Here is a 26962-nt window from a genome sequence, read left to right on the forward strand (position 1 = left end):
ACCCGTCCCAAAGCCCGGCACGCCGTCCTCCGGCATGCCCCAGGCCCGCACTTCCCGTCCGCGGCATCCAGAACGTCCCGCGGAGCATGATCTTCCAACAACGAGGTAGGAACCATGGACCACACTTTGGACAGCGGCACCCGCCGCCCGGCCCGGCCCAAGCGCTGGTACCGGCAGCTGTACTTCTGGGTGCTGGTGGCGATCGTCGTCGGCATCTTCCTCGGCTGGCTCGCCCCGTCAACCGGCGAAGCCATGCAGCCGATCGGGACCACGTTCGTCGAGGCGATGAAGATGCTCATCGGCCCGATCGTGTTCCTCACGATCGTCGGCGGCATCGCCAGCGTCGCGGACCTGAAGAAGGTCGGCATGACCGGGCTCAAGGCCCTGACATACTTCCAGATCGGCACCATCTGCGCGATGGTCATCGGCCTGGTCGCCATCAACATCTTCCGGCTCGGCGACGGCGTCAACGCGGACGCCAGCAAGATCGAAACCACCGGCAAGGCCGCCGAGCTGATTGAAAAGGGCCAGAACCAGCAGTGGTGGGAGTTCCTGACCCACATCATCCCGGGCAGCGTGGCCGGTCCGTTCGTCGAGGGCGACATCCTCCAGATCATCTTCATGGCGGTCATCTTCGGCATCGCGCTCAACGCCGTCGGCAAGGCCGGGGCGCCGATCCTGGACGTGGTGCAGCGGCTGACCAAGGTCGTCTTCAAGGTCCTGAACTTCATCATGAAGGCCGCCCCGCTCGGCGCCTTCGGAGCCATGGCCTTCGCCGTCGGCAAGTACGGCGTGGAAACCCTCTCCAGCCTCGGCTGGCTGATCCTGCTCTTCTACGCCACCTCGATCATCTTCGTCGTGGTGGTCCTCGGCGGCGTGATGGCCTTCCTGAAGCTGAACATCTTCAAGATGTTCAAGCACTTCAAGGAGGAGCTGCTGCTGATCCTGGGCACGTCCACCGCGGAGCCGGCCCTGCCGGGGCTCATGCGAAAGCTGGAGCACGCCGGCGTCAAGAAGGAAACCGTCGGCCTAGTGGTTCCCACCGGCTACAGCTTCAACCTCGACGGCGCCGCGATCTACCTCTCGCTCGCCGCGGTCTACATCGCGCAGGCCACCAACACGAACCTGACCATCGGCCAGCAGTTGGGCATGCTCGCGGTCATGCTGCTCACCTCCAAGGGTGCGGCCGGAGTCGCGGGCGGCGGCTTCATCGCCCTCACCGCGACGCTCAGCACGTTGGGCACCATTCCCGCGGCCGGCATCATGCTGATCTTCGGCATCGACAAGTTCATGTCCGAGTGCCGCGCGCTGGTGAACTTCTGCGGCAACGCGGTGGCCACGCTCTTCATCGCCTGGTGGGACAAGTCGCTGGACGTGGACCGGGTGCGCCGGGTGTTCAACGGGGAAGACGTGCCCCCGCTGGGTGCGGCAACGGCTAACGACGGCGGTGCCCCGGCGGGTGCCGAGGGCCCCGTTCCGTCCGGTGTACTGGCGGGGGAGGAGCTTCCCGGCCGGCGCGCTGACGCCGACGCCCAGGCCATCTCCAGAACCGAGGCCGACGCCGTTCCCGCCGAGGCCGGGGTCCGATGAGCACGATGAAGATCCTGCTGGCTCCCGACAAGTTCAAGGGCTCGCTCAGCGCGGCCGAGGTGGCGCAGGCGCTCGAGGCCGGCCTCCTGGCCGGCGGCGGGGAGATCAGCTGCAGCCTCCTCCCGCTGGCCGACGGCGGGGACGGCAGCGTCCAGGCCGCGCTCGCCGCAGGCTTCCGGCCGCTGGCGGTGGAGGTTTCCGGCCCGACCGGCTACCCCGCTTCCGCCATCGTCGCCTTCGACGGACACGCCGCCGTGGTGGAGGTAGCGACGACCTCGGGGCTGCAGATGCTGCCGGCCGGCGGGCTGGCCCCGCTGGCCAGCAGCAGCGCCGGCTTCGGCGAGGCCATCCGGGCGGCGCTCGGGCAGGGGCCGCGCCAGCTGGTGCTGGCGCTGGGCGGCAGCGCCAGCACGGACGGGGGAGCCGGCATGCTCCACGCCCTCGGCGCCCGGTTTCTGGACGCCGCCGGACGGGCCTTCGCCCCGACCGGCGGCACCCTGGCCCTGATCGACCGGATCGAGCTCGCCGGCCTGCCGGAGCTGGCCGGCGTGGACATCGTCGCCGCCAATGACGTCCGGAACCCGCTGCTCGGTCCGGACGGCGCGGCCGCGGTGTACGGGCCGCAGAAAGGGGCCGGTCCCGAGGACGTGCAGGTTCTCGAAGCCGGGCTGGCCAACCTGGTCCGCAGGCTGGAGGAAGCCGGCTCCGCGGCGGCCGCCTGCGCAGAAGCGCCGGGCGCCGGAAGCGCCGGCGGGCTCGGGTTCGCCGCGATGCTGCTCGGCGCCCGCATGGTCTCCGGCGCCGACTTCTTCCTGGACCTCCTCGGCTTCGAGCGGGCCGCCGCCGGCTGCGACCTCGTCATCACCGGCGAGGGCAAGCTCGACGGCCAGACCCTGTCCGGAAAACTTCCCCTGGTCGTGGCCCGGCGCTCGGCACCCACGCCGGTGGTCGCCGTCGTCGGTCACAATGCCCTGGCGCAGGATGCCCTGCCGGAACACGGCATCGGCCGGATCCACGCGCTCAGCGCCATGACCGAGCGGGACTGCGCCGCGGACCCCGAGCTGTCCAGGCGGCTGCTCGCCGGACTCGGCCGCGACATCGCCCAGACCCTACAGCCCAGCAAGGACGCCATCCCCTCATGAGACGCGCCAAGATCGTCGCCACCTTCGGCCCCGCCCTCGACACCTACGCCAAGACCCTGGCCGTCCTCGAGGCCGGCACCGACGTCGCCCGGCTGAACATGAGCCACGGCGACCACGAAGCGCACGAGCAGACCTACGCCCACATCCGCAAGGCCGCCGCCGAGCTCAACAGGCCGGTCGCCATCTTCGCGGACCTCCAGGGGCCGAAGATCCGGCTGGGGCGCTTCGCGGGCGGCCCGCACTACCTGGCCGAGGGAGAGCGCTTCACCATCACCGTGGAGGACGTCGACGGCACGGACCGGATCTGCTCCACCACCTACAAGGGGCTGCCGCAGGACGTCCGGCCGGGGGACACCCTGCTCATCGACGACGGCAAGGTGGCGCTGAGGGCCCTCGAGGTCGGCGCCACCGAGGTCCTGGCGGAAGCCACCGTGCCGGGCCACGTGTCGAACAACAAGGGGATCAACCTGCCCGGCGTCGCCGTCGGCCTGCCCGCGCTGACCGACAAGGACGAGGCGGACCTGCGCTGGGCCCTGAAGACCGGCGTGGACATGGTCGCGCTGTCCTTCGTGCGCGACGCCGCCGATATCCGCCGCGTCCACGAAATCATGGACGAGGAGGGCCGCCGCGTCCCGGTGATCGCCAAGATCGAGAAGCCGCAGGCCGTCGACGCGCTCGAGGAGATCGTCGACGCCTTCGACGCCATCATGGTGGCGCGCGGCGACCTCGGCGTCGAAGTCCCGCTGGAGGACGTGCCGCTGGTGCAGAAGCGCGCCATCGCCCTGGCCCGCCGCTGGGCCAAGCCGGTCATCGTCGCCACCCAGGTGCTCGAGTCCATGATCGGCAACCCGCGGCCCACGCGCGCCGAGGCCTCGGACTGCGCCAACGCCGTGCTGGACGGCGCCGACGCGGTCATGCTCTCGGGCGAGACCAGCGTGGGAAGCTACCCGGTCGAAGCCGTCCGGACCATGGCGCACATCATGGAGGCCGCCGAGGAGCAGGGCCGGGACCTGGTGCCGCCGCTGGGCAGCAAACCCGCCACCCGGGCCGGCGCCGTCACCCGCGCCGCCGTGGACATCGCCGACCAGCTTGGCGCCGCCTGCATCTGCGCCTTCACAGAGACCGGCGACACCGCACGCCGGCTCTCCCGGCTGCGTCCGGCCCGGCCCGTCTTCGCCTTCACCCCGTCGCTGGCCACCATGCACGCCGCCGCCTTAGCCTGGGGCATCCAACCCGTGCTCATTCCCGCGCAGCACCACACCGACGAAATGACCCTCGAGGTGGACCGCCGGCTCCGCGAACTCCGCCTCGCCGGCACCGGCGACCTGACCGTCGTCGTTGCCGGCTCGCCGCCCGGCACCCCCGGCTCCACCAACCTGCTCAAGGTGCACCGCGTCGGGCAGGCGGACTGACGGAGACCCGAGGGAGAGCGCCGGCCGCTAGGCGGAGCGGGCCCGCCGGCCGTTCACCAGCGCGGCCATGGCCAGCCCCACCAGGAACCAGATCAGGCCGACCAGCAGCGCGATGTGCGTGGCCGAGGCCAGCACCAGCGCCAGCAGCAGCGCGCCGACCGCGGGGATGGCGCCGTGCGCGAACCACGTGCCGCGCTCGGCGGCCTGCTGGCGGACCAGGTAGTAGCCGATCACGGAGAGGTGAAGCAGGATGAAGGCGGTCAGGGCGCCGACGTTGACCACGGAGCTGAGGATGTCGAGGCCGTCCGCCCGGGTCGCGGCCCACACCGCCACCACGATGTTGCCCGTCGCGGTGATGAGGATGCTGCGCACGGGCACGCCGGTCCGGTCAGAGACGCGGGCGAGGGCGGCCGGAAGCCGGCGTTCCCGGGCCATGTCCATGATGATGCGGCTGCCGGCGCCCTGGCCGACCATGGCGGCGAAGGCGGCGCCGGCTGCCTTGGAGAGCGCGAGCAGCCAGTGCAGCCATTCGCCGAGACGGTCCTGGACCGCGGTGTAGTAGGCGGCGCCCTGCAGCTCCGGATCGGCCGCCAGATCGGCAGGGGTCGCCGCCGAGAGCAGCGCCCCGACATAGGTCTGCGCCACGAAGAGCAAGCCCGCGGCGACCAGGCAGAGCAGCGTGGCCCGGCCGACCAGCCGCGCGCTGCCCTTCGTCTCTTCCGCGAAGGTGGCCAGCGCGTCGAAGCCCAGGAAGGACAGGACCGCGACGGACACCGCGGCCAGCACGGCGGCCAGCGAGAACCCGCCGACGCCGGCGAACGGGCTCAGCCACGGCCGGGACGGTCCCTGGGTCGCCAGCACATAGGCGCCGATGACCAGCACCAGCAGCAGGACGAGGACTTCCAAAAGTACGACGGCGGTGATCACCTTGGAGGCGACCCGCACCCCGGCGAGGTTGAGGGCGGTGGTGCCGACGACGGCGACGGCGACGAAGACCCAGACCGGGACCGCGGGAAAGAGGGAGTTCAGGGCGATGCCCGTGAACATGTAGGCGACCGAGGGGATGAGCAGATAGTCGAGCAGGATCATCCAGCCCGCAACGTAGCCGGACCGCGGCCCGATCCCCGCGCTGGCATAGGCGAACACCGATCCGGCCCGCGGAATCTCCCGCGACATGCGCATGTAGCTCGAGGCCGTGAAGGCCATGACGAGGGTGGCGGCGACGTAGACGGACGCGACGGCGCCGCCGGACTTGGCGTCCAGCGTCCCGAAGATGCCGACGGCGGCCGCCGGCCCGATGAACACGAGGCCGAAGAAGACCAGCTGGCCCAGCGAAAGGGTGCGCTTCAGGGAACCGGAGTCCGGCACGGGAACCGGCGCATGAACATCCATGCGGCCATTCTGGCGCAGATGCGGCCCGGTGGCGCCAGTCGGGCCAAGGAGATCGGGCAAAGCCCGCGCAGGGATCCGATGCCGGCGGCCGTCGGCCGCGGTGGCATGATGGGCCCATGAGCCAAAACCCGGATCCCGCCCTGCGTTCCATCGAGCTGTCCCGCACCGCCACCGGCCGCTATACCGCCCGCAATGCCGCCGGGGCCGAGGTGGAATTCGGCCAGGGTGAGGGCCTGCTCTCTCCCGTGGAGCTGCTGCTGGCAGCCATCGCCGGCTGCTCCGCGATCGACGTGGACATCGCGACCTCCCGCAGCTCCGAGCCTTCCGAATTCCGGATCGAGGCGACCGGGAACAAGATCGTCGAGGAAGGCGGGGCGAACCGGATGGAGGACCTGAACCTGTCCTTCAAGCTTTCCTTCCCGGACGACGACGGCGGGCGCAAGGCGGCCGGCATGGTCGAGCGGCTCGTCGCGCTCTCCCACGACAAGTACTGCACGGTCTCCCGGACGGTGGAGCACGGCACCGCCGTCGGGCATGACATCAGCCTCGGCATCGACGGCGCCGCGGACGGTGCGAAGTAACCGGGATCGTCCTGCCTGACCTGCGATAATCGGTGGCGATGAAAGCGCACGAAGCAGTGATGAATTGGGTGACCGAGGAGCTCTCCAGCGGCCGCCTGCGCGTCGGCGACCACCTGCCGAGCGAGCGGGCCCTTGCCGAGACCCTGAAGGTTTCCCGCAGCTCCCTGCGCGAGGCGCTGAAGGTCCTCGAGGCGCTGGGAACCATCCAGGCCTCGACAGGCTCCGGCCCGCGGTCGGGCACCGTTGTCACCGCGGCACCCGCGCAGGCGATGGCGCTGCTGCTCAACCTGCAGATCGCGACGAGCCATGTCGAGCACTCGCACGTGTACGAGATGCGCCTGCTGCTGGAGACGTGGGCGGCGGAGCACTCCGAATCCGAGCGGGGAGACTGGGACTCCGCCGAGCGGCTCCTAAAGCAAATGGATGACCCGGACATCGCCGTCGAGGATTTCCTCCAGCTGGACGCCGAATTCCACGTGACGATGTCGCGGACCGCCGGAAACCCCCTGATCAGCATGCTCATGGACGCCCTTCGCACCGCCATTGCCGACCACACCCTGGCCCGGGCCCAGGCGCTTCCGGACTGGGCGACTACTGCCGGGCGGCTCCGTTCGGAACACCGCGCGATTTTCGACGCCCTCCGCGGCGGGGACCGCCGGCGGGCCGCGGAAGCCGTGCGGGACCACATCCGCGGGTACTACCTGGAAACAGCCGGCTAGTCCGCCCGCTCGCGTCGTTCGAGCGACTGGCCTAGGTCCCTTCGTGCTTCACCTCGAGCACCTTCAGCGCCGCCGCGTCGATCTTGGCGCGGAACGCCGGGTGGGCCAGCGCGTAGTCGTGCAGGTACCGCTGCATCGCCGGCAGGTCGCGGGCGTCGGTGCACAGCAGCATGGTGCCGCCGGCGTTGAAGAAGGCGCGCGCCCGAGTGCTGTGGGACCAGGGGGAGAGCTGCTTTGCATTGCACAGGTCGTCGGAGATCACGATGCCGGTGAAGCCCAGGTCGGAGCGCAGCATGGTGCGCATGATGGTAGGCGAGAACGGGCCGATGTGGCGGGCGTCGATCTTCGAATAGTAGGCGTTGGAAACCATGACCCAGCGGGCGCCCGCGTCTATGGCGTCCTTGAAGGGCCGCAGGTAGGCATCGTGGCGCGTCGTGACGGTGTCCGTGACGCCGCTCGAAATATCGGTGTTCAGGTGGACGCGCCCCAGCCCGGGGAAGTGCTTGACCACCGGGGCGACTCCAGACGCCTTCATGCCCTTCGAAAACGCGACCACGTCGGCGGCGACGGGACCGGGCGTGTTGCCGAACTCGCGGTTCCAGTAGCCGATCGGCAGGTTGTTGGTCCCGATAGAGGCCGGAACGGTGTCCGCCACCGGCGCCAGGTTCACGTTCACCCCGGCCGAGCGCAGCTGCGCGCCCCAGCGTTTGGCGCTGACCTGCACCGAACGCGGAAGCCAGCGGCCTTGATGCAGCGCGGTGGGAATCGTTTCGAAGCCCGGACCGCTGAGCACCTGGACGTATCCGCCTTCCTGGTCGGTGGCGATGAACAGGGGAACGCCACCGGTGGAACGGGCGGATACGGTGGCGCGCAGGGCGCTGGTCACCTTGCGCGTGGCGGCGACGCCCTTGGAACTGCGGCCCGACAGGAAGATGTTTCCCATGTGGTAGCGCTTGATCATGGCCAGATCACTGCTGCTGGCACCGGTGGCCGGAACGCCGCCCATCACCACCTGGCCGATCCGCTGGTCCAGGGTCAGCTTGGCCAGCTGCTGCGCCGGTGTGGGAACCGCGGCTGTCCTCTCCACGGCAACGGACGACGGCGGACTGCTCGCCTGCGCGAGTCCCTGGGGTGCCGCTGTGGTCAGGCCGAGCACCACGGCGGCCGCAACGGCCGCAGACCAACGAAGTGACATATCCCTGCTCCTCAGGACGGACCGGACGGAGATCCAAGCAGCACTCTACGCGCGGGCGCGTTGTCCCGAGCCGGGCAAAAGGTTCCAAATCGGACACGATCGCGTGGGCGCCGGCAGCTGGCAGATGTGTGTTCAGCGGCACAAGCCTCAACGCCGCACGTCGGTAGAGTGCTGCCATGCAGAGCCTAGCCACGGAGGCGCGTCCCCGCAGGACCGGATGGGCCAGAGCCCTTGCGGCCGTTGTGGACAGGGCGGGCCAATGATCACGCTCAGGAAGGCCGGGCTGGCGATCATGGCGCTCAGCCTGACGGTCTACCCGCTGCTGCTGATCCTCGTCAATGTGTTCGGGCCGCACACAATCAACGCGGCGTCCATGTACACGGCAAGCGACCCTGTTTCCAACGTGGGGCAGGCGGTGTTGTTCCTCGGCTTCCCCGCCGCCGTCGCTGTGCTCGGCCTCTACGCAGCGCTGATTCTGCACCGCGCCAATCCCCGGTGGATCAGGCGTCAGCGAGTCATTGCACTGACGGCATCCTCGCTGCTTGCTGCGGCCATGGCAGCGGTGGCATTCCCGGTGGCCCTCTTCCTCATGCTGGTGATCGGCGGAACACTCCGCTAATTCGGACGCCGGGCATGGTGGGCGGAGGCTAACAGCCGCTGTCCCCGCCGCCCCCGGCGTCAAACCCGCCACCGACCTCGGCCGACCCGCCCCAGAATCCGGACGGCGCAACGCCCCCGGCGCCGGACGACTGGCTGAGCCCGAGCAGGACGGCAAGGACACCGAAGTCAGCGGCGTCGCCGGCTTTCTCCCAGAGATGGCGCTGCACGGCGGCCCGCATCCTCATCCGGCTGACCCCAAACGCGGCCACGCCGCCCAGAACGGCAAATATGATCGCCACCAGCTGATGTGGTGGCTCATCCAGCCATGCGATCAGGGCATAGGCTGCAAGGCCCACGAGTACGCCTGCCCCTGTGTGCACCAGCAGGCGCCACAGAGCAATGGACGGTTCCTTGACCACCGCATTCCGGCTCGCTGTCATGGCAACAGGATGACAGCGGCCGAACGGGAAGTCGATAGCTGGCAGGGAGGTCTCCTGCGCCACACCTTGACGTGGCAGCAGTCACACCTTTACAGTTTTCTGTGGTCGGACCACATGGTAGGGCCACACATGCTCCGATTCCCATAGGAGAGATTCGTGACGGTCACTACGTCCCCAGATAAAACCCAGAGCGCAGAGAAGCTGAACTACCGCGTGCTGCTGGGCAGCCTCAGCGGCAGCGTCATCGAGTGGTTCGACTTCCTCGTCTACGGCACGGTCGCCGCCCTGGTCTTCAACAAGCTGTTCTTCCCGAGCGACAACGAGTTCGTGTCGACGCTGCTCGCCTACATCTCGTTCTCGCTGACCTTCTTCTTCCGCCCCCTGGGCGGCATCATCTTCTCGCACATCGGTGATCGCATCGGCCGGAAGAAGACGCTCTTCATCACGCTCATGCTGATGGGCGGCGGCACCGTCGCCATCGGCCTGCTGCCCGATTACGCGGCCATCGGCATTGCCGCACCGATCCTGCTCATCGCCTTCCGCATCCTGCAGGGCCTGGGCATCGGCGGCGAATGGGGCGGCGCGCTCCTGCTCGCTTACGAGTATGCACCGAAGAATCGACGCGGGCTCTACGGGGCGGTGCCGCAGATGGGCATCAGCCTGGGCATGCTGCTCGCCGCCGGCGTCGTCGCGCTCCTGACCATGCTCCCGGACGGCCAGTTCATGACGTGGGGCTGGCGCGTGCCGTTCGTCGGCAGCGTGGTGCTCGTCTTCATCGGCCTCTGGATCCGCAACGGCCTCGACGAGACGCCCGAGTTCAAGCGGATTCGGGAGAAGGGCGCCCAGCTGCGCCTGCCGATCAAGGAGGTCGTCACGAAGCACCGTGGCGCCGTGCTGGTGTCGATCGGCGCGAAGGCCGCCGAAACCGGCCCCTTCTACATCTTCGGCACCTATGTCATCGCCTACGCCACCGGCGTCCTGGGGGCGCGGCAGAACACCGTCCTCCTCGCCGTCGCGGCGGCCGCGCTTGTGGCCACGATCTGGATGCCCATCTTCGGCCGCATCTCCGACAGCATCCCGCGCGCCAAGCTCTACCGCTGGTCCGCCACCGCAACGATCCTGCTCGTGGTGCCCTACTACCTGGTGATCAACACCGGGGCGACCTGGGCGCTCTTCGCCGCGACCGTCGTCGGATTCGGCATCCTGTGGGGGAGCGTCAACGCGATCCTCGGCACGCTGATTGCCGAAAACTTCGCCCCCGAGGTCCGCTACACCGGCGCCTCGCTCGGCTACCAGCTCGGCGCGGCGATCTTCGGCGGCACCGCTCCGATCATCGCGGCCTGGCTCTTCGAGATCAGCGGCGGACAGTGGTGGCCGATCGCCGTCTACGTCGCCGCCTGCGCCTCGGTATCGATCACCGCGTCCTTCTTCATCAAGCGCGTCGCCCACCAGGACAGCTAAGGCATCCGGACCCGCTTCCGGACCAGGCAGTTTCCAGAGAGGATCAGTATTATGAACCGCCAGCTTCCCAAACCCGCAGAGCTCTTCGAACTGATGCAGTTCAAGAAGCCCGAACTGAACGGCAAGAAGCGCCGGCTCGACGCGGCGCTCACCACGTACGACCTGCGGCGCATCGCCAAGCGGCGCACGCCGGCCGCCGCCTTCGACTACACCGACGGCGGGGCCGAGGGCGAGATCTCGATGCAGCGCTCCCGCCAGGCCTTCGAGGACATCGAGTTCCACCCCGACATCCTTAAGCCGGCGGCCCACGTCGACACCTCGACCACCATCCTCGGCGGCCTCTCGGCCCTGCCGTTCGGCATCGCACCCACCGGGTTCACCCGTCTGATGCAGACCGAGGGCGAGATCGCGGGTGCCGGCGCCGCCGGGGCAGCGGGCATCCCGTTCACGCTCTCCACGCTGGGCACCACCTCCATCGAGAACGTGAAGGCCGCCAACCCGGCCGGCCGGAACTGGTTCCAGCTCTACGTGATGCGGGACCGTGAGATCTCGTACGGCCTGGTGGAACGCGCCGCCCGCGCCGGCTTCGACACGCTCATGTTCACGGTCGACACCCCCGTCGCCGGCCACCGGATGCGGGACAAGCGCAACGGCTTCTCCATCCCGCCGCAGCTCACCGCCGGCACCGTCCTGAACGCGATTCCGCGCCCGTGGTGGTGGATCGACTTCCTGACCACGCCCAAGCTCGAATTCGCCTCGCTGTCGTCGACCGGCGGCACCGTGGGGGACCTGCTGAACTCCGCGATGGACCCGACCATCTCCTACGAGGACCTGGAGATCATCCGCGCGATGTGGCCGGGCAAGCTCGTGGTCAAGGGCGTGCAGAACGTGCCGGACGCGGTCAAGCTGATCGACCTCGGCGTCGACGGCATCGTGCTCTCCAACCACGGCGGCCGCCAGCTCGACCGCGCCCCCGTGCCGTTCCACCTGCTGCCCCAGGTGGTCCGCGAGGTCGGCCGCGACGCCACGGTCATGGTCGACACCGGCATCATGAATGGCGCGGACATCGTCGCCGCCGTCGCCCTCGGCGCCAAGTTCACGCTCGTCGGCCGCGCCTACCTCTACGGTCTGATGGCCGGCGGCCGCCAGGGTGTGGACCGCATGATCGAGATCCTCCGCAGCGAGATCGAGCGCACCATGGCCCTGCTCGGCGTCTCCTCGCTCGAGGAACTCGAACCGCGCCACGTCACCCAGCTCAGCCGCCTCGTGCCCGTGTCGCAGGGCAGCGTCACCGCGGCCGGGAGCCTGGCCTAAATATCGACGGCGGCGCCCGGCTAAGGCCGGTGCGTCGCCTTCGCTGTCAGGTCTGGTGGGCCGGGATCAGTCCTCGGGGAGACCGGCGAAGGCCTCCTTCATGTCGCGGTACCAGCCCAGCGACTTCTTCGGGTGGCGCCAGCGGCCCTTCATCGCGTCGCGGGCCTCTTGGTGGGACGCGTCACCGGCCTTCTCTGCCTCCTTGAGATGGCGGTCCTGGGCTTGGATGACGTCGTCGGCGGTCTCGCCGCGGTGTTCGAGGTCGCAAGGTCCTCCCAGCTGCCGGCACGTCATGGTCTTCATGTGTGGCTCCCTTCCTGCGATCTGCTTCGTATATTGGTGTTCGCCTGTCTGACGATCGACGCGCGACGAGCCTAACTGACCCCGCCGGGGGTGCCGGCCGTCTACTTTTTGCGCGCTTGTTTGACCAGATCCGCTGCCTGGCGGTACAGGCGCTTCGCCTCAGGACTGGTCAGGGCTTCGTAGACCTTCTTGCCGTCGTCGACCAGCTTCTTTGTTTTCTCCTGCGTAGCCGGGTCCTTGGCGATGGCATAGAACCTGGCCGCGGTCAGCTTTGCCTTGGCACCCCCATCGCGAATAAGAGCCGCGGCCTTGATCCCGTTTCCAGCCATGATGTTCTCCCATGCTTTGGTGCGTCGTTCAGTGATAGTAACCGTCGCCCTGTCGGGGAGAGACGCTTTCGACGGCGTGCCGACCGCCTCCGCCGTCGTTATTCCTGCGGTGGCGCACCACCTACCGGAACCCCTCGCTCTGGGTCTGCTCGTCCGCCACCCGGACGCCGTAGTGGTAGGCGAGCATTCCGCCGAGGTAACCGGAAGCCGAGAGCAGGCCCAGGCCGATGACGGTGAGGATAAAGCCGACCAGGCTCAGGTCCCGGTAGCCGGCGAACTGGCGGACCAGGAACGCGATCAGGAACAGGAGCGTGACCAGCAGGTTCAGCGACATGTGGATGGTTGCCGTCTCCCTGGCCTTCGTGCCGGCGGCCAGCTGGGAGTAGTCGAGGAACCCGAAAACCGCGGCGACCAGCGCACCGACGATGCCGATCCCGGTCAGCCACACGGCCCCGCGGGCGAAGACCTCCGGGTCATCCGTGACGATGGCAGCCACGTCGAAGATGAGCACGGCGATCCACGCGCCGATCGGCACGGTGACCAGGATGGGGTGGAACGGGTGGCCGTACGGTCCGGCCAGGGCGGTTTTCGGTTGTTTGGCCTGCTGCTGGGCCGACTGGTCTGCCATGGCTCCTCCTGCGGATGGAGTTTCCGATACACCTGCGGCAATCCAAGCACCACCTGCCCGGAAGCAACAGGGCCCAACGCGCATCGCCCAGCTTTGGGTGGGCGGGGAGACGTGCGACGGCGTTTGGCCGGGTGGCGCCGCCAGCGGGGGAGAGCGGCAATCCGTCAGCTAAACCGAACGATAACCGTCAGGATCCGCCGATTTTGCTGACGGGCGTGAGGGTGCATACTTGATCGGGACAAAGATGCCTGCCCCCGACCGCCCGTCCTAGCGGCTGCGGGGATCCCCTTTACGAAACTTCCGGTCCGCCGCTCGTCTTCGCCGGGCCGACCGCGCCCGTTTGACGCTGCCGCGGGGCCGAAGTTCTGCCAATCAAGGAGTACGTTTCATGCGCTCTGACGCGCCTACCCAGACGGCCGGTGCCGCATCGCCCGGCCTGTCCAAGTCGCTGAAGCCGCGGCATCTGTCGATGATCGCCATCGCCGGCGTCATCGGCGCGGGGCTGTTCGTCGGCTCCGGCGCCGCGATCCAGCAGGCCGGCCCCGGCATCCTCGTGGCCTACGCCGCCGCGGGCCTCGTGGTGATCCTCGTGATGCGGATGCTCGGCGAAATGGCCGCCTCCAACCCGGAGACCGGGTCCTTCTCCACCTATGCCGACAAGGCCCTCGGCCGCTGGGCCGGCTTCAGCATCGGCTGGCTCTACGCCTGGTTCTGGATCATCGTGCTCGGCATCGAGGCCACCGCCGGCGCCGCGATCGTGCACCGCTGGGTTCCCGGCGTGGACCAGTGGGTCTGGGCGCTCATCCTGATGGTGCTGCTGACCCTGACCAACGTCGCCTCGGTGAAGTCCTTCGGCGAATTCGAGTTCTGGTTCGCCTCCATCAAGGTCGCCGCGATCGTCGGCTTCCTGCTGTTCGGTATCGCCGCGATCCTCGGCCTGCTGCCCGGCGTCGAGGCCCCGGGCCTGTCCAACCTGACCGGCCAGGGCGGGTTCTTCCCGAACGGCGGCGCCGCAGTGCTGTCGGGCATCCTCGTCGTCGTCTTTGCCTTCTTCGGCGCGGAAATCGCCACGATTGCCGCGGGCGAATCGGCCAACCCCGTCGCCGCGGTCAAGAAGGCCGTGCGCTCCACCGTGTGGCGCATCCTGGTGTTCTACATCGGCTCGATCGCCATCGTGGTGACCCTGCTGCCGTGGAACGACGCCTCCGTGGCGAAGAGCCCGTACGTGGCCGTCATGGAGCTGTACGGGATCCCGGGCGCCGGCGTCATCATGGACGTCATCGTGCTGACCTCCGTGCTGTCCTGCTTGAACTCCGGCCTCTACACCGCCAGCCGCATGCTGTTCTCCCTCTCCACCCGCGGCGACGCCCCGCGCTCCTGGACCAAGATCTCCAAGCGCGGCGTGCCCGCCGGTGCGGTGCTGGCCTCGACCGTGGTCGGCTTCATCACCGTGGGCCTGAACTACATCTCGCCCGACACCGTGTTCCTGTTCCTGGTCAACACCTCGGGGGCCATCGCCCTGTTCGTCTGGCTGGTCATCGCCGCCTCGCAGCTGATCCTGCGCCGGCGCCTCGGGGCCGAGGCCAAGAACCTCACGCTGAAGATGTGGTTCTTCCCGTACCTGACCTGGCTGGCGATCGCCAGCATCATCGCGCTGCTGATCGGCATGGTGATCCTCGAGGAGACGCGCGAGTCGCTGATCCTGTCGGTGGGGCTCGCCGTCGTCGTTGTGGCACTGGGCGTCTGGCGCTACCGCCGCGGCGAGAACGCCTGGATCAAGGTGGACGCCCCTGCGGCCGAGCCGGCAGAGTCTGCCGAGCCGGAGCCCGCGCTCCGCAAGTAACCGTGTCCGCGCTGTTCCATATCAGCCCGATATGGAACAGCGCGGCAGGGATAATGGTTTGGCCGCGGGCCGGTGGCTAGGCTGGCGGCATGAGCAATCGATCACTTCTGCACTCGGACCTGTCCCGCCTCGACCGGGAAACCGGCATGTTCCTGGCCACCGTAGGGTCCCTGTCCGACGACGAGCTGGCCGCCCCCTCCCTGTGCGAGGGGTGGACCCGGGCCGACGTCATCGCCCACGTCGCCTCCAACAGCCACGCCCTGCTCAACCTCATCGACTGGGCCACGACGGGCGAGGAACGACCGCTGTATGCCTCCCCGGAGGCCCGCGCCGAGGCCATCGCCGCCCTCGCGGCGCTGCCGCGGGAGGAGCTGATCCAGGAAGTGCGGGAGTCCGCCCGGAACTTCGCCGAGCAGGCCCAGCGGCTGGGCGGGGAGCTCGCGGCCCAGGAGGTGCGGGTCCACACCAAGGTGCTTCCCTCGACGTCCATCGTCGCGCTGCGGATCGCCGAAGTGGTGGTCCACCATCATGACCTGGACACCGCCTGGACCATCGAGGAAGCGGACCCGGACTCCCTGCTGAACGCCCTCGACTCCGTCATCGGTACGCTGTCCGCCAAGGATGCGCCGGGCATGACGCTGGTGACCGAAGAGGGCGACGAGTGGGTCATCGGCGACGGCGGCGTGCGCATCGAGTCCGACCGCGAGGGCCTGCTCCAGTGGCTGGCACGCGGCGACGCCGAACATGTCCGGGCGGACGGCGCACTGCCGGCACTACCGTCCTGGTAAGGCCCGCCCGGAGGGGCCGCCTGCTGCTCAGCCGACGTGGACCTGCGGGCGCTGCGCGACGTCTGGTTCCGCTTCCCGGAGTACTTCGCGGGTGAGGGGAGCGATCTCCCCGACGCCCAGGAAGAGGAAGCGCAGGAAGTTGGCGAGGGGACTGCCCTCGGTCCAGCGGAAGTAGATGTGCGGCATCAGACCGGTGACGTCGCGGATGTGGAGCAGCACGGAGGCGATGGTATTCGGGACGCCCGGGCCGTGGACCTCGAGGATCCGGTAGCCGTGCCGGGTCACGCCCTTGACCCGCAGCTCCGTCTCGAACTCGGAGGAGTCGTCGACGACCACTTCGAGGAAGAGCGGTTCGTCGGTCAGGGGCAGCTGGCTGACTTCGATGGCGGCGGCCACCTTCTGCCGGTAGTCGGCGGCGTTGCTGTCCGAGGGCTCGTGGGCGATCAGCGCGATAGGTCCGTCCACAATCGGGGCCATGAACTCCAGCGCCTGCTGGTCCAGATGGACCCGGGTGGCGTGCAGCTGGAAGGACCGGCCCACCCGGGACAGCAGCGAGACCAGGATGATGCCGGCGATGAACATGCCCGCGATCCGGATGCCCTCGGGCCGCTCGAAGATGTTGGCGACCGTGGTGTACACGAAGACCAGCGAGATGAGGCCGAACGTGATGGCCCGGCGCTGCTGCTTCCGGCCGCGGGCCGAGAGCGTGGCGGCCACCGCCGCCGAGGTCATCAGGACCAGGAAGCCGGTGGCGTAGGCGCCGCCCTGCGCGGTCACGTCGGCCCCGAAGAGCCACGTCACCAGGAAGCCGATGAGGCTGAACACCAGCACCAGCGGCCGGACGGCCTTGGCCCAGGCCGGCGCCATCCCGTAGCGCGGCAGGTACCGCGGGACCAGGTTCAGCAGGCCCGCCATGGCGGACGCGCCGGCGAACCAGAGGATGGCGATGGTGCTCAGGTCATACAGGCTGCCGAAGCCCGCGCCGAAGTTCTGGTGCGCCAGGTAGGCCAGCGCGCGGCCGTTGGCCTGCCCGCCGGGCTGGAACTCCTGGGCCGGGATGAGGACCACGGTGACGAAGCTGCTGGTCATCAGGAAGACACTCATGATCGCGGCCGCGGCGGCCAGCATGTGCCGAGTCCGGCGGATCCGGCCCTCCGGCTTGTCTTCGGTGTCGTCCTCGTCGCCGCGGATCTGCGGCATGACGGCCACGCCGGTTTCGAAGCCGGACAGCCCCAGGGCGAGCTTGGGGAAGACGAGCAGCGCGATGCCGACCGCCATGATCGGGTCCCCGTGCGACGTCCACAGGGCCGTCCACCAGTTGTCCAGGGCCGCCGGATGGGTCAGCACTTCCAGCAGCGCGTTGGCCACCACCACGGCATTGAGGCCCAGGTACACGACCACCAGGACGACGGCGACCCCGATCGCCTCGGTGAATCCGCGCAGGAACACCGCCCCCAGCAGCGCCAGCAGGAAGAGCGTGACCAGGACGTTCTGGCCCTGCAGCCAGTCCGGAGCGGCCGGATTCGCCAGGGCATGGACCGTGGCGTCGGCGGACGAGAGCGTCATGGTGATCATGAAGTCGGTCGCGGCGAAACCCAGCAGGACCAGGACCAGCAGCTTGCCGGCCCAGCCCGGCAGCAGCCGCTCGAAGATCGCGATGGAGCCCTCGCCGTGCGGGCTCTCCCGCGCCACGCGCCGGTAGACCGGCAGCGCCCCGAGCAGGGTGACGGCGATCAGCACCACGGTGGCCAGCGGGGAGATCACCCCGACGGCCAGCGCCGCGATCGCCGGCTGGTAGCCCAGGGTGGAGAAGTAGTCGACGCCGGTCAGGCACATCACGTGCCACCACGAGTGCTTCGTCTCGTAGGGATCGCTGGCCCGGCCGGGGCCCAGATGGGTTCCCCTGCTGTCCCGCAGCCCGAACAGCAGCCAGCTCCTGAGTGCTTCCTTACGGCTTGGCCGGGGAGCCGAGGGATCGGCCGGCGGCCAGCTCAATGTCGTCATGGCTTCCGTCCCGTGCCGCCGGGCGCGGCGCGTTCACAGTTGAAGTAAACACCGCGGGGCAGCCGTGCGCACCCGCCGGGGCACATTCTTGATGGCTCCTTTACGCCGGCAATCCAGACGGCAATCCATCCGCCACACGCTCGCCACCCGGGTATAAAATTCCCCTACAGAACCGAAGCGGTTCACCCGTTCAGCACAGGTGCGGGACGCGGCGAACCATCACGGTGGGGGACCGCCTCTGGGCCGGCTTCCTCCCATATAGTCGATAGCCGTCATGATCGAGGACGCCTCCGGGAGCCTCGAGGTGCACGTCGATCGGCTGGAGCATAATTTTCGGCCGGCCCCCGGGCGAGGGCGCGGGGGAACGGCCTCTTCACCTTTGGACATCACATGCGACCGCTCGTCATTCGCAGTGCCATCGTCGCCGCACTCGGCGGCCTGATCTTCGGTTTCGACACCGCCGTGATCTCGGGGACCATCGAGGCACTGCAGCGGGAGTTCGAGCTGACCGCGGGAGGCCTTGGGTTCACCGTTGCCACCGCGCTCATCGGTACGATCCTCGGTGCCCTGACCGCCGGAGCGCCGGCGGACAGGTACGGGCGCAAGAAGATGCTCTTCGTCATCGGCGCCCTCTTCGTAGTGGGTGCGCTCGGCTCCGCCCTGGCCACGAGCCTCGTGCCGTTCATGATTTTCCGGTTCCTCGGGGGTGTCGGGGTGGGCATGGCCAGCGTGTGCGCCCCGATCTACACCGCCGAGATCTCGCCGGCCGCCCATCGAGGACGCCTGGTCGGCCTGGTTCAGTTCAACATCGTGCTCGGCATCCTGCTGGCGTATCTGTCGAACTACCTGATCCGCATCTCCTTCCCCGCCGACACCGCCTGGCGGTGGATGTTCGGCGTGATGGCGCTCCCGGCGATCCTCTTCCTGTTCCTGCTGCTCACCGTGCCGGAGACGCCACGCTGGTTGATGAGCGTCGGCCAGGACCAGCGGGGCGCCGAGATCGCCCGCCGGCTATGCAGCACCCAGGCCGAATTCGACCTGGAGATCGGTGAGCTCCGCGCTTCGCTGGCTGCGGCCGAGAACGCCCCCAGCGTCCCCTTCTTCACCGCCCAGCACCGCAGAGTCATCCTGATGGCCGTGGCCATCGCCGCGTTCAACCAGCTGTCGGGCATCAACGCCATCCTGTACTACGCCCCAGAGGTGCTCCAGAGGGCCGGCGCGTCCACCAACCAGGCCTTCCTGATGAGCGTCGCCGTGGGCCTGATGAACCTGCTGGCCACCATGGCCGCGCTGACAGTCATCGATCGCTTCGGACGGCGCCGGCTCATGCTGGTCGGCTCGATCGGCTATCTGATCAGCCTCGGTTTCCTCGCGGCAGTCATGTTCTACTACGAGCCCGTCTTCACGACGACCTCCAGCATCCTGGTGCTCGTGGGCCTGCTGGTGTTCATTGCGTCCCACGCGTTCGGCCAGGGCGCGGTGATCTGGGTTTTCATCTCCGAGATCTTCCCCAACCGGATCCGCGGACGCGGCCAGTCGCTGGGAAGCCTCACCCACTGGGTGTTCGCGGCCATCACTTCGTGGGCATTTCCGCCGGTGATCGTCGCGCTGGGTGGCGGGTGGGCCTTCTCCATCTTCTTCGTCTGCATGATCGGGCAGCTGATCTGGGTCCTGAAGGTCATGCCGGAGACCAAGGGCGTACCGCTGGAAGAGATGGAAGAACAGCTCGGCACCTCGCACTGGCGCACCTCCGTCTGAGCGAAGTACGGCAAGCAGGACTCGCCGGGCCGCCTGAAGCGGCCCGGCGAACGTGGTACGGCTACAGCGTCCCGGTGGTGAAGCTCCAGGATGACGTGGCCGCCGGATTACCCGCGAGGTCCCGCGCCGCCGTCGTACTGCCGGTGATGGTGACGGTGTAGCGGGTGTTGGACGCCAGCGTCACGCCGGGGTTGAGGATCCACTGGTTGGTGGTCCCGTTGCGGCTGACCACGGCCGAGACCGCGGCGCCGGTCGAGGCGTTGCGTAGCGTGAACGTGCTGGCGGTGACGCCCTGCACGGCCTCGCTGAACGTCGCCGTGATGTTGTTGGCGCGCCGCACCCCGGTGGCGCCGGACGCCGGGGTCCGGGTGGTGATGGTCGGCGCCGGGCCGGTGGTGAAGGACCAGCTGGTGCTCGCCAGCGGGGTGCCGCCGGTGTCGCGGATCGCCGTCGCGCCGCCGGTCAGCGTCGCCGTGTAGCGGGTGTCGGCCGGCAGGCTGGCGGACGGATCGAGCGTCGCCACGCGGGTCGTGGCGTTGTAGCTAACGACGCCGGGAACTGCGGTTCCGGCGGCATTCTTCAGCGTGAAGGTGGTTCCGCTGACCCCCGCGACGGCCTTGCTGAACGTCGCGGTGAGGTTGCCCGCCGAGGCCACCGCCGTGCCGTTGGAGCCTGGGGTCCGGGCGGTGACGGTCGGCGCGGCGCCCGTGGTGAAGGTCCAGCTGGTGCTGGCCAGCGCGATGTTGGCGGTGTCCCTGATGGCGCTGGCGCCGCCGGTCAGCCGGGCCGTGTAGGTGGTGCTGGGCGCGAGGTTGGCCGTGGGGTTCAGCGTGGCGCGCTTGGTGGCCTGGTCGTAGGTCACCGTGGCCGGGATGACCGTGCCCGCGGCGTTGCGCAGGGTGAAGGTGGTGCCGGTGACGCCCTGCATGAATTCGCTGAAGGTTGCGGTCACGTTGGCGTTGGCGGCGACGTTGGTCGCCGCGGAGGCCGGGCCGCGGGCGCTGACGGTCGGGGCTGCGGTGTCGGCGGGGCCGATCCGCACGGCCCGGCTCGCCTCGGCGCCGACGTTGCCGGCCGCATCCGTGGCGCGGACGCCGAACATGTAGGTGCCGTTCACCTGCGCGTCGTAGGTCATCGGCGAGGTGCAGCCGGGATCCCAGGCCGCGTTGCTGGGCAGCAGCCGGCATTCGAACTGCGCGGCCTCGTTGGCGGTGTAGTTCAGCGTGGGCGTGTTGTCCAGGGTCGGCGTGGACGGGAACGGCGCCACCACCGAGGCCACCGGAGCCGTGGTGTCCACGGTGAAGGTCAGCGTCGGCGAGACCAGGAACGGTGGCGCCGCCGGGTCCGTCGCGGCGGCGGGATTCGCGATGCGCGCCTGCGCCCGGTGCACGCCGGGGACCAGCGCCGCGGCGGACTGCAGCGAGTAGGCGCCCGCCGCCAGCGGGGCGGACGCGGCCGGAGTGGCGGCGCCGTCGATCATGAGCTCCACGGTTCCCGCAGCGTTAGGTGCCCCGGGGATGCTTCCGGTGAACACCGGCGTCGTGACCTTGGTGATGTTGTCCGTGGCGGACCGGCCGCTGTCGCTCGCCGTCGCGAGGTCCGGGGCGCTGGGGGCGCCGTCGTCGCCGTTGAAGATCAGCCCCTGCACGGTGAAGGTGTCCACGGTCAGCGTGTTGATCCCGGGGCCGCCGGCGTCAGGACCGGTGACCACGACGGCGTTGGTCCCGGACGGCGCGCCGGTGACAGGACGCGGGGTGTTGATGTCGCCCAGGGTGCTGGGCGCGGCGCCGGTCTGGCGCAGGAAGGACGCGGTGGTGCCCACAGCGTAGTCGCCCAGGAACGCCGCCCCGACGCCGGCCCAGTTGCACGGAACCAGGGGAGTGGGGGCGCAGACGCCCGAATCGATGGTGGTCTTGATCCGGCCGAGCGCGGCGTTCTTCGGGTCCGGCTCCGAGGTGATCGTGTTGACGCCGTAGGGATGCGTGATGGTGTAGGCCGTGTTCGGCTTGAGGTTGTTCAGGATGAAGCGCAGCCGGCCGAAGCCCATCTGCTCGCCGGGAGCCACCGGCCCGTTGACGTGCGCCGCCTCCAGCGCCGCCTCGTAGAGCCCGAGGTTTCCGCCGCTGGCCTCGGCCGCGAACCAGAAGGCCTCCTCCGGGAAGTTGTCCGGATAGGAAGCAGGCGCGGCCGGGTTGGGCGGCTCCGCCAGGCAGCCGGCGCCGGCCATGTAGCACAGCTGCAGCTTCACGCTGCCGTCCGAGTACCAGGTCGGGAAGCCGTTCTGCGCGTCCACCGGCCCCACGGCCGCGACATCGGCGCTCGCCGGGACCGCCCCCATCGGCCCGAGCGCCGCCGCCAGCATGGCCGCCGCGGCTATCGATGGAACGAGCCTGCCTTTCCCGGTTCCCGGCGGCGGTGCCTCTCCGGACTCGGAGTCTCCAGTGCGGGACCGCGCTGCGTTCCCGCCGCGGCCGGATCCGATGCCTCGCTTGGTGGAAAAGGTGCGCATGACGACTCCTTCGCGCTGCTGGGAAGAATGCCCCGCTGAACCGGGTGGAGGCCTGGCAGCAACAAGCCATGGAACGTTTTAGGCCTGCGCGCTTGGGGAAAACTTGAGCAGCGCCCCCTTCGCGGGGACGGCTGTAAAATTGGCGCGGTGCCGGAGCCTAAACGTTTCGGTCAGGGCCGGAAGTACGACGGCGGTGCGCGCCCGAGTGCCCGCCCCCAGTTCCGTGACGCGGCGGGGAACGTTGGCCGAACTCTTGCCGACGTCCACCTCGGCCGAGAGGGAAGTGGGGGAGAGTGGTGCTGCGAGACGACTCGCACCCGCCGGGCGCATCCTGCCGCCTGGTGAGTGGAAGCCGCCACCGAAGGATGACCGATGCACGCCAACGACGTTCTGACCAACCGCCACTGCAACGCCCGCTGGACGGCCGAGACGGTCCGCAGCCTGTCGCGGCGGCTGGAGTCCGATCCCGAACTGGCCGAGTTCGTAGCCGCCGCCCCGGACATGGCCCGAGCGTTGAAGGCCGTCCTGAACCTGGACCTCGGCGAAGACGCCGAACGCCGCGTCCGCGCCGAAATCAACGCCGTCCTCCGCCGCACCGCAAACCCGCTGCTGCCCCCGCGGGTCTGACCTGCCGGCCGCCGTTTGGCGTTTCGCGGAGCTGGGCGCCCCGGCGCTAAAGTTCAATCTATGATTCGCATCCTCACCATCTGCACCGGCAACATCTGCCGCTCGCCCATGGCCGAGAGGCTCCTTCAGCAGAAGTTTGACGAGATCCGACCCGGCCTGTTCGAAGTCCGCAGCGCCGGCATCCAGGCCCTCGCCGGCAAACCTATGGACGCCCGCGCCGAGGGCCTCCTCCACGTGCTCGGCGGCACCTCGGACGGCTTCGTCGCCCGCCAGCTGCAGGAGATGCACTTGGCGAACGTGGACCTCGTCCTGGCCATGGGCGTTGAGCACCGGGACCGGATCCTGACCCTCATGCCGCGCCTGCTCAAGCGCACCTTTACGGTGCGCGAGCTTGCCCGCATGGTGGAGGCCATCGCGGCGGACCCGCAGCTGGAGATTCCCGGGGGAACGTCCGACGACGAGGTCGAGTACCGCTGGAAGCGCCTGCCTCATCTCGCGGCCCTGAAGCGGTACGAAACCCGTGCCGTGGACCCACTGGAGGACGAGATTGTGGATCCGTACAGGCGCGACGACGAAGTGTACCGGCAGATGGTTCGCGACCTCGTCCCGGCCCTCGACCGGCTCGTCGATTTTGAACGCTCGTACCACCCGAGTGCCCAATTCGGCTAAAACTATGTAAACGATTCATGGCCCCGGCTTCTTATTCGAGGAGCAGCCGTATAATTTTCAGCGGGAGATAGCCTGCCTTGCCCGGCAGGAACCAAGGGGGAAGTACATGGGTCCAACAGTGGAGCAATCCAGCTATTCGACTGAAACGATTGAGCGCGCGTCCGGCTCCGTCGATGCCATGCTGCCTCAGGACGAAGCCCGCAAGCAGTTGGCCGCAGGCCGGGTCGAACAAGAGCGGGGCTGGGGAAGGTCCCTCCAGGCGCGGCTGATGGTGACGGACATCGCCGTCATCGTGGTCTCGCTACTGCTGGCGCAGTTCCTGCGGTTCGGTGTCTCCGACGAAGAGCTCGTCGGGTCCGTCTTCGGGGACGCCTACTGGATGATCTCCGCGATCATCGCGTTTCTTTGGCTTCTGGCCCTCATGATTTCCCAAAGCCGTGCCCTTCCGGTTCTCGGCGTGGGGAACGACGAGTACCGCCGCGTCATCAACTCCACCCTGGGGACCTTCGGCGCCGTCGCCATTGCCGCAATGCTGCTGAAGTACGACGTCGCCCGCGGCTACCTTGCTATTGCCCTTCCACTTGGCCTTGTCCTCCTGTTGGTGACGCGGCACTTCTGGCGTCGCTGGCTGGTCCGCCAGCGGGCCAAAGGCCGGTTCACTCACCGGGCCCTTATCGTCGGCTCGATGTCCGACGTGGAATTCGTGGCGGCCAAGATTTTCAAGTCCCCCCAGACCGGTTACCGGCTCCACGGCGCTGCGGTTCGTCCGGCCAAGGAAGAAGTTGTAACCCTCGACAGCGGTCACACCATTCCCGTGGTGGCCAGTCCGGACCATGTGGTGGAAACCGTCAAGGAACACGGCTATGACATGGTCATCATCGCCGGGACGGCACCGTACGGACACCGGTTCCTCAAGGAACTCAGCTGGGCGCTCGAGGGCACGAATACCTCCCTGGTGGTCGCTAGCAAGCTCGTTGACGTTGCCGGCCCCCGCATCCACTGGAAGCCGGTCGAAGGTCTCCCTCTGATGAGCGTGGAGATGCCGCAGTACGACGGCACCAAGTTCATCTGGAAGCGCGCCTCCGATGTTCTCGCTGCGGGTTTTGGCCTGCTGGCCCTGTCGCCGGTCATGCTGGCCGTTGCGCTGGCCATCAAACTGGATGACCGTGGTCCCGTCTTTTTCAAGCAAGAGCGCGTTGGCATCCAAGGCAGCCGGTTCGGGATGATGAAATTCCGTTCCATGGTGGTCGACGCCGAAGCCAAGCTCAAAGCGCTGGCAGAGAGCAACGAAGGCAACGGAACGCTGTTCAAGATGAAGAAGGACCCCCGGGTTACCCGCGTCGGTGGCTTCATCCGCAAGTATTCCCTGGACGAGCTGCCCCAGCTCTGGAATGTCCTGATCGGCGACATGAGCCTGGTCGGCCCGCGCCCGCCGCTGGCCCGCGAGGTGGCCGAGTACGAGCAGTACACCCACCGCCGTCTGCTGGTCCGTCCGGGCATTACCGGGCTATGGCAGGTCAGCGGCCGTTCTGACCTGTCTTGGGAGGAGAGCGTCCGCTTGGACCTTTACTACGTGGAGAACTGGTCCCTCGCCGGAGACCTCACCATCATCGCTCGCACGGTCAAGGCCGTTGTGGCCAAGGACGGCGCCTACTAAACCCTCTGAAATGTAGCCAGCCCCGGTCCTCCAAGAAGGGCCGGGGCTTTTGTCATGCCTGGCCGAAGTACTATCCCGGCGATCCTCATCGTCGGGCTCGCCGCCTGAATGGCAGCCGCCATGTGCTCCGGTGGATTCGCACGACCCCAGGAGATCAAAGCTCGGAGACAGTTGCTGGGCCCATCGGACGTCGAGAGTCGTTCCGAAAGCCGCTGCCGTGAAGCCCACAAGCAGAAAGAAGGCCGGTGCAGTTTCACTTGACTGAACTGCACCGGCCTTCTCTTACAGGAAGTGGACGTCCTACCGCCGTGACGGCGGCGTTGTTCTCCGGGCGGGGACCGGCTCACCGGAGAGGAGAGCCTTGAACTCGTCCTCGGGCTCCAGCTGCATTGTCGCTACGGGCTCGGGGGCCGCGGTGCGTCGGGGCTGCTTGCGGCGCCCCTTCTGGATCGGCTCGACCTCGTCCTGCTGGTAGTACTGCCCGTAGTAGCCGTATTGGGCTGCGTCGGCGCCCTGTGTCGGAACGCGGTTGAGGATGGCCCCGAAGATATGCGCGTCCACCTTCGCAAGGTTGCCGAATGCCTTGCCGATTTCGTCGAGCGAGGTCTTGCCAGCATTGATGACCACCATGGCCCCGTCGGCAATCCTGGACAGGATGGCCGCGTCCGTCACAGGGAGCAGCGGGGGAGCATCGATGAGCACCGTCGCGTGGGCCGCGAGCTGCTGGAGCATGTCCGCCATCGCCTTGGAGCCCAGAAGCTCGCTCGGATTCGGCGGGACTCGTCCGGCGCCCAAGACGGCCAGATTCGGCACGTGGCCCCACACCTGCAGGACATCTTCGAGCTCGGCCTGGCCGCTGAGGACATCGGTAACACCGGCGCCCGGTACAAGGCCGAACATGCTGGTGACGACCGGGCGCCTCAGGTCACCGTCGACGACCACGACGCGCTTACCGGCCGCAGCGATCGTTACAGCCAAGTTGGCGGTCACAGTCGACTTGCCCTCGCCGGGAACGGAGCTCGTTACTGCAATGATCTTGGGCGGGTTGTCCACGTCCACGAAACTGAGGTTCGTGCGAAGTTCCCGCAGCGCCTCCGACATGGCGTGCGCCGTTCGGTCGCTGTTGTTGTCGATCGCGCCGGTCTCAACAACCTGCCGGTGATCCTGCATCCGCTTGTCCAGCGGGATGGTACCGATGACGGGAACACCGAACTGCTTCTCGATTACATCGGCAGAACGTACGCGGCGGTCGAGATGGTTGCGGATCAGCGCGTAAGCCAAGCCCAGCATCAGGCCGAGAACCGCCCCAATGGCCAAGGTCAGCTTGACGTTCGGCGAAACGGGCGTAGTGGGAAGGACTGCTTGCGCCAAAGATTCCAAGCGTACTGCAGCTGGCACATCTTCTGTTCCCGCCGTCTCCATCCGCTCGACCTGGTTCGCGAGTGCAGTTACCCAGGCATTTGCCACATTTTGGGCTTCCGCGGGATCCCCGGCTGAAGCCGTAATATGCAGCTCCGAAGTGTCGAGCGGAGCCTCCACCTCAACAGTCTGCATCAGCTCATCGGGAGCGAGGGACAGGCCGAGTTCGTTGATAACAGCCTGGGCAACCGGACGCGACTTGGCCATGTTCTGGTAGACGGTTGCCTTGGATTTGGATAACTCGTCGGCGGCGAGAAGGGCGTTGAGGTCTTTAGCGCCGGAGGCCATGACGTTCCCGCTCGCCTCCGCCTGATAAACCGGCTTCTGGAAAAACGTCCAGCCGAAGGCCAGTAGCGTGACTACCAGCGTGATGGCGGCGATTCCTCGCCAGTACGTGTGGAGAACCCGTAGATAGTCACGGAGTTCGAGGCCTTGTGGCTGCTCTTCAGTTCGGTTCAATTCCACGAGACTTTTGCAGTCCTTCCCAGTGCGGTGATTCGGCCCCAAGCCAGCCTAAAGTCTAACCCAGCGCCCATGAACGGAAGGTAACGAGGCTTCCCTTCAGCCGTGCGTGCTTAAAGA

23 protein-coding genes are annotated in these 26962 nt (G+C 68.1%); 14 read left to right on the forward strand and 9 right to left on the reverse strand.

Annotated elements, in window-relative coordinates:
* The first annotated feature begins 114 nt into the window (after positions 1 to 114).
* Genes dctA through pyk form a run of 3 tightly spaced genes read left to right on the forward strand, consistent with a single transcriptional unit; the run spans position 115 to position 4144 of the window.
* Positions 115 to 1590 (forward strand): C4-dicarboxylate transporter DctA, encoded by a 1476-nt coding sequence (gene dctA / locus WFH44_RS01460; protein WP_336711181.1) that lies wholly within the window; start codon positions 115 to 117, stop codon positions 1588 to 1590.
* On the forward strand, positions 1587 to 2732 hold the full coding sequence (locus WFH44_RS01465) for a glycerate kinase (RefSeq protein ID WP_336711183.1): 1146 nt from the start codon (positions 1587 to 1589) through the stop codon (positions 2730 to 2732). Before dctA ends, WFH44_RS01465 begins: the two co-directional genes overlap by 4 nt.
* Positions 2729 to 4144 carry a pyruvate kinase gene (gene pyk / locus WFH44_RS01470; RefSeq protein ID WP_336711184.1) on the forward strand — a complete coding sequence of 472 codons (1416 nt, stop codon included), beginning with the start codon at positions 2729 to 2731 and terminating at the stop codon, positions 4142 to 4144. The genes WFH44_RS01465 and pyk overlap by 4 nt, the downstream gene beginning before the upstream one ends.
* A gap of 27 nt (positions 4145 to 4171) precedes the next feature.
* Here pyk and WFH44_RS01475 read toward each other — a convergent pair whose 3' ends face one another.
* Positions 4172 to 5536 (reverse strand): APC family permease, encoded by a 1365-nt coding sequence (locus WFH44_RS01475; RefSeq protein ID WP_336711185.1) that lies wholly within the window; start codon positions 5534 to 5536, stop codon positions 4172 to 4174.
* A gap of 116 nt (positions 5537 to 5652) precedes the next feature.
* Between WFH44_RS01475 and WFH44_RS01480 the strand changes: the two genes are divergently transcribed.
* Complete coding sequence (locus WFH44_RS01480) at positions 5653 to 6117, forward strand: OsmC family protein (RefSeq protein WP_336711187.1); 465 nt, start codon at positions 5653 to 5655, stop codon at positions 6115 to 6117.
* 38 nt (positions 6118 to 6155) lie between these two features.
* Positions 6156 to 6836 carry a FadR/GntR family transcriptional regulator gene (locus WFH44_RS01485; protein ID WP_336711189.1) on the forward strand — a complete coding sequence of 227 codons (681 nt, stop codon included), beginning with the start codon at positions 6156 to 6158 and terminating at the stop codon, positions 6834 to 6836.
* Positions 6837 to 6867: 31 nt separating this feature from the next.
* On the opposite strand, the gene WFH44_RS01490 is transcribed toward WFH44_RS01485, so the two are convergent.
* Positions 6868 to 8031: a glycoside hydrolase family 3 N-terminal domain-containing protein gene (locus tag WFH44_RS01490; RefSeq protein ID WP_336711191.1), complete on the reverse strand. Its 1164-nt coding sequence runs from the start codon at positions 8029 to 8031 to the stop codon at positions 6868 to 6870.
* Between the two features lie 259 nt (positions 8032 to 8290).
* Here WFH44_RS01490 and WFH44_RS01495 point away from each other — a divergent pair, with 259 nt between their 5' ends.
* Entirely contained in the window at positions 8291 to 8650 is a 360-nt protein-coding gene (locus WFH44_RS01495; RefSeq protein WP_336711192.1) for a hypothetical protein, read from the forward strand.
* 28 nt (positions 8651 to 8678) lie between these two features.
* Here the strand turns inward: WFH44_RS01495 and WFH44_RS01500 are convergent, their stop codons facing one another.
* The gene (locus WFH44_RS01500; RefSeq protein WP_336711194.1) at positions 8679 to 9071 is read right to left on the reverse strand and encodes a hypothetical protein; all 393 of its coding nucleotides are present in this window, start codon (positions 9069 to 9071) and stop codon (positions 8679 to 8681) included.
* Between the two features lie 156 nt (positions 9072 to 9227).
* Here WFH44_RS01500 and WFH44_RS01505 point away from each other — a divergent pair, with 156 nt between their 5' ends.
* On the forward strand, positions 9228 to 10532 hold the full coding sequence (locus WFH44_RS01505; protein WP_336711195.1) for an MFS transporter: 1305 nt from the start codon (positions 9228 to 9230) through the stop codon (positions 10530 to 10532).
* Between the two features lie 51 nt (positions 10533 to 10583).
* Positions 10584 to 11846, forward strand: a complete 1263-nt coding sequence (locus WFH44_RS01510) for an alpha-hydroxy acid oxidase (protein WP_336711197.1) — start codon at positions 10584 to 10586, stop codon at positions 11844 to 11846.
* A 66-nt stretch (positions 11847 to 11912) separates the two neighbouring features.
* On the opposite strand, the gene WFH44_RS01515 is transcribed toward WFH44_RS01510, so the two are convergent.
* The 3 genes from WFH44_RS01515 to WFH44_RS01525 all read right to left on the reverse strand — a co-directional run bounded on the left by WFH44_RS01515 (position 11913) and on the right by WFH44_RS01525 (position 13106).
* Positions 11913 to 12149 (reverse strand): DUF1059 domain-containing protein, encoded by a 237-nt coding sequence (locus tag WFH44_RS01515; protein WP_264796377.1) that lies wholly within the window; start codon positions 12147 to 12149, stop codon positions 11913 to 11915.
* 101 nt (positions 12150 to 12250) lie between these two features.
* A complete protein-coding gene (locus tag WFH44_RS01520) occupies positions 12251 to 12478 on the reverse strand; it encodes a hypothetical protein (RefSeq protein ID WP_336711199.1) in 228 nt (75 codons plus the stop codon).
* Positions 12479 to 12599: 121 nt separating this feature from the next.
* Positions 12600 to 13106 carry a DUF2231 domain-containing protein gene (locus WFH44_RS01525; protein ID WP_336711201.1) on the reverse strand — a complete coding sequence of 169 codons (507 nt, stop codon included), beginning with the start codon at positions 13104 to 13106 and terminating at the stop codon, positions 12600 to 12602.
* A 388-nt stretch (positions 13107 to 13494) separates the two neighbouring features.
* Here WFH44_RS01525 and WFH44_RS01530 point away from each other — a divergent pair, with 388 nt between their 5' ends.
* Together WFH44_RS01530 and WFH44_RS01535 are read left to right on the forward strand one after the other, a co-directional pair.
* On the forward strand, positions 13495 to 14949 hold the full coding sequence (locus tag WFH44_RS01530) for an amino acid permease (RefSeq protein WP_336711203.1): 1455 nt from the start codon (positions 13495 to 13497) through the stop codon (positions 14947 to 14949).
* An 89-nt stretch (positions 14950 to 15038) separates the two neighbouring features.
* Positions 15039 to 15737 (forward strand): maleylpyruvate isomerase family mycothiol-dependent enzyme, encoded by a 699-nt coding sequence (locus tag WFH44_RS01535; protein ID WP_336711205.1) that lies wholly within the window; start codon positions 15039 to 15041, stop codon positions 15735 to 15737.
* A 27-nt stretch (positions 15738 to 15764) separates the two neighbouring features.
* Here the strand turns inward: WFH44_RS01535 and WFH44_RS01540 are convergent, their stop codons facing one another.
* A complete protein-coding gene (locus WFH44_RS01540; protein WP_336711206.1) occupies positions 15765 to 17741 on the reverse strand; it encodes an amino acid transporter in 1977 nt (658 codons plus the stop codon).
* 390 nt (positions 17742 to 18131) lie between these two features.
* On the opposite strand from WFH44_RS01540, the gene WFH44_RS01545 reads away from it, so the two are divergent.
* The gene (locus WFH44_RS01545) at positions 18132 to 19499 is read left to right on the forward strand and encodes a sugar porter family MFS transporter (protein ID WP_336711207.1); all 1368 of its coding nucleotides are present in this window, start codon (positions 18132 to 18134) and stop codon (positions 19497 to 19499) included.
* Between the two features lie 61 nt (positions 19500 to 19560).
* Here the strand turns inward: WFH44_RS01545 and WFH44_RS01550 are convergent, their stop codons facing one another.
* Positions 19561 to 22008 carry an Ig-like domain-containing protein gene (locus tag WFH44_RS01550; protein ID WP_336711208.1) on the reverse strand — a complete coding sequence of 816 codons (2448 nt, stop codon included), beginning with the start codon at positions 22006 to 22008 and terminating at the stop codon, positions 19561 to 19563.
* Between the two features lie 372 nt (positions 22009 to 22380).
* Between WFH44_RS01550 and WFH44_RS01555 the strand changes: the two genes are divergently transcribed.
* From WFH44_RS01555 to WFH44_RS01565, 3 genes are all read left to right on the forward strand, one after another.
* Positions 22381 to 22635 carry a hypothetical protein gene (locus WFH44_RS01555; RefSeq protein ID WP_336711210.1) on the forward strand — a complete coding sequence of 85 codons (255 nt, stop codon included), beginning with the start codon at positions 22381 to 22383 and terminating at the stop codon, positions 22633 to 22635.
* A 60-nt stretch (positions 22636 to 22695) separates the two neighbouring features.
* Positions 22696 to 23304, forward strand: a complete 609-nt coding sequence (locus tag WFH44_RS01560) for an arsenate reductase/protein-tyrosine-phosphatase family protein (protein WP_336711212.1) — start codon at positions 22696 to 22698, stop codon at positions 23302 to 23304.
* Positions 23305 to 23410: 106 nt separating this feature from the next.
* Positions 23411 to 24961, forward strand: coding sequence for a sugar transferase (locus WFH44_RS01565; RefSeq protein ID WP_336711213.1), 1551 nt, complete (start codon positions 23411 to 23413; stop codon positions 24959 to 24961).
* Between the two features lie 300 nt (positions 24962 to 25261).
* Here WFH44_RS01565 and WFH44_RS01570 read toward each other — a convergent pair whose 3' ends face one another.
* Positions 25262 to 26845: a polysaccharide biosynthesis tyrosine autokinase gene (locus WFH44_RS01570; RefSeq protein ID WP_336711215.1), complete on the reverse strand. Its 1584-nt coding sequence runs from the start codon at positions 26843 to 26845 to the stop codon at positions 25262 to 25264.
* Positions 26846 to 26962 lie beyond the last annotated feature (117 nt).

Origin of the sequence: Arthrobacter sp. USHLN218, assembly GCF_037144715.1 — a bacterium.
In the GTDB taxonomy this organism is placed as follows: Bacteria; Actinomycetota; Actinomycetes; order Actinomycetales; family Micrococcaceae; genus Crystallibacter.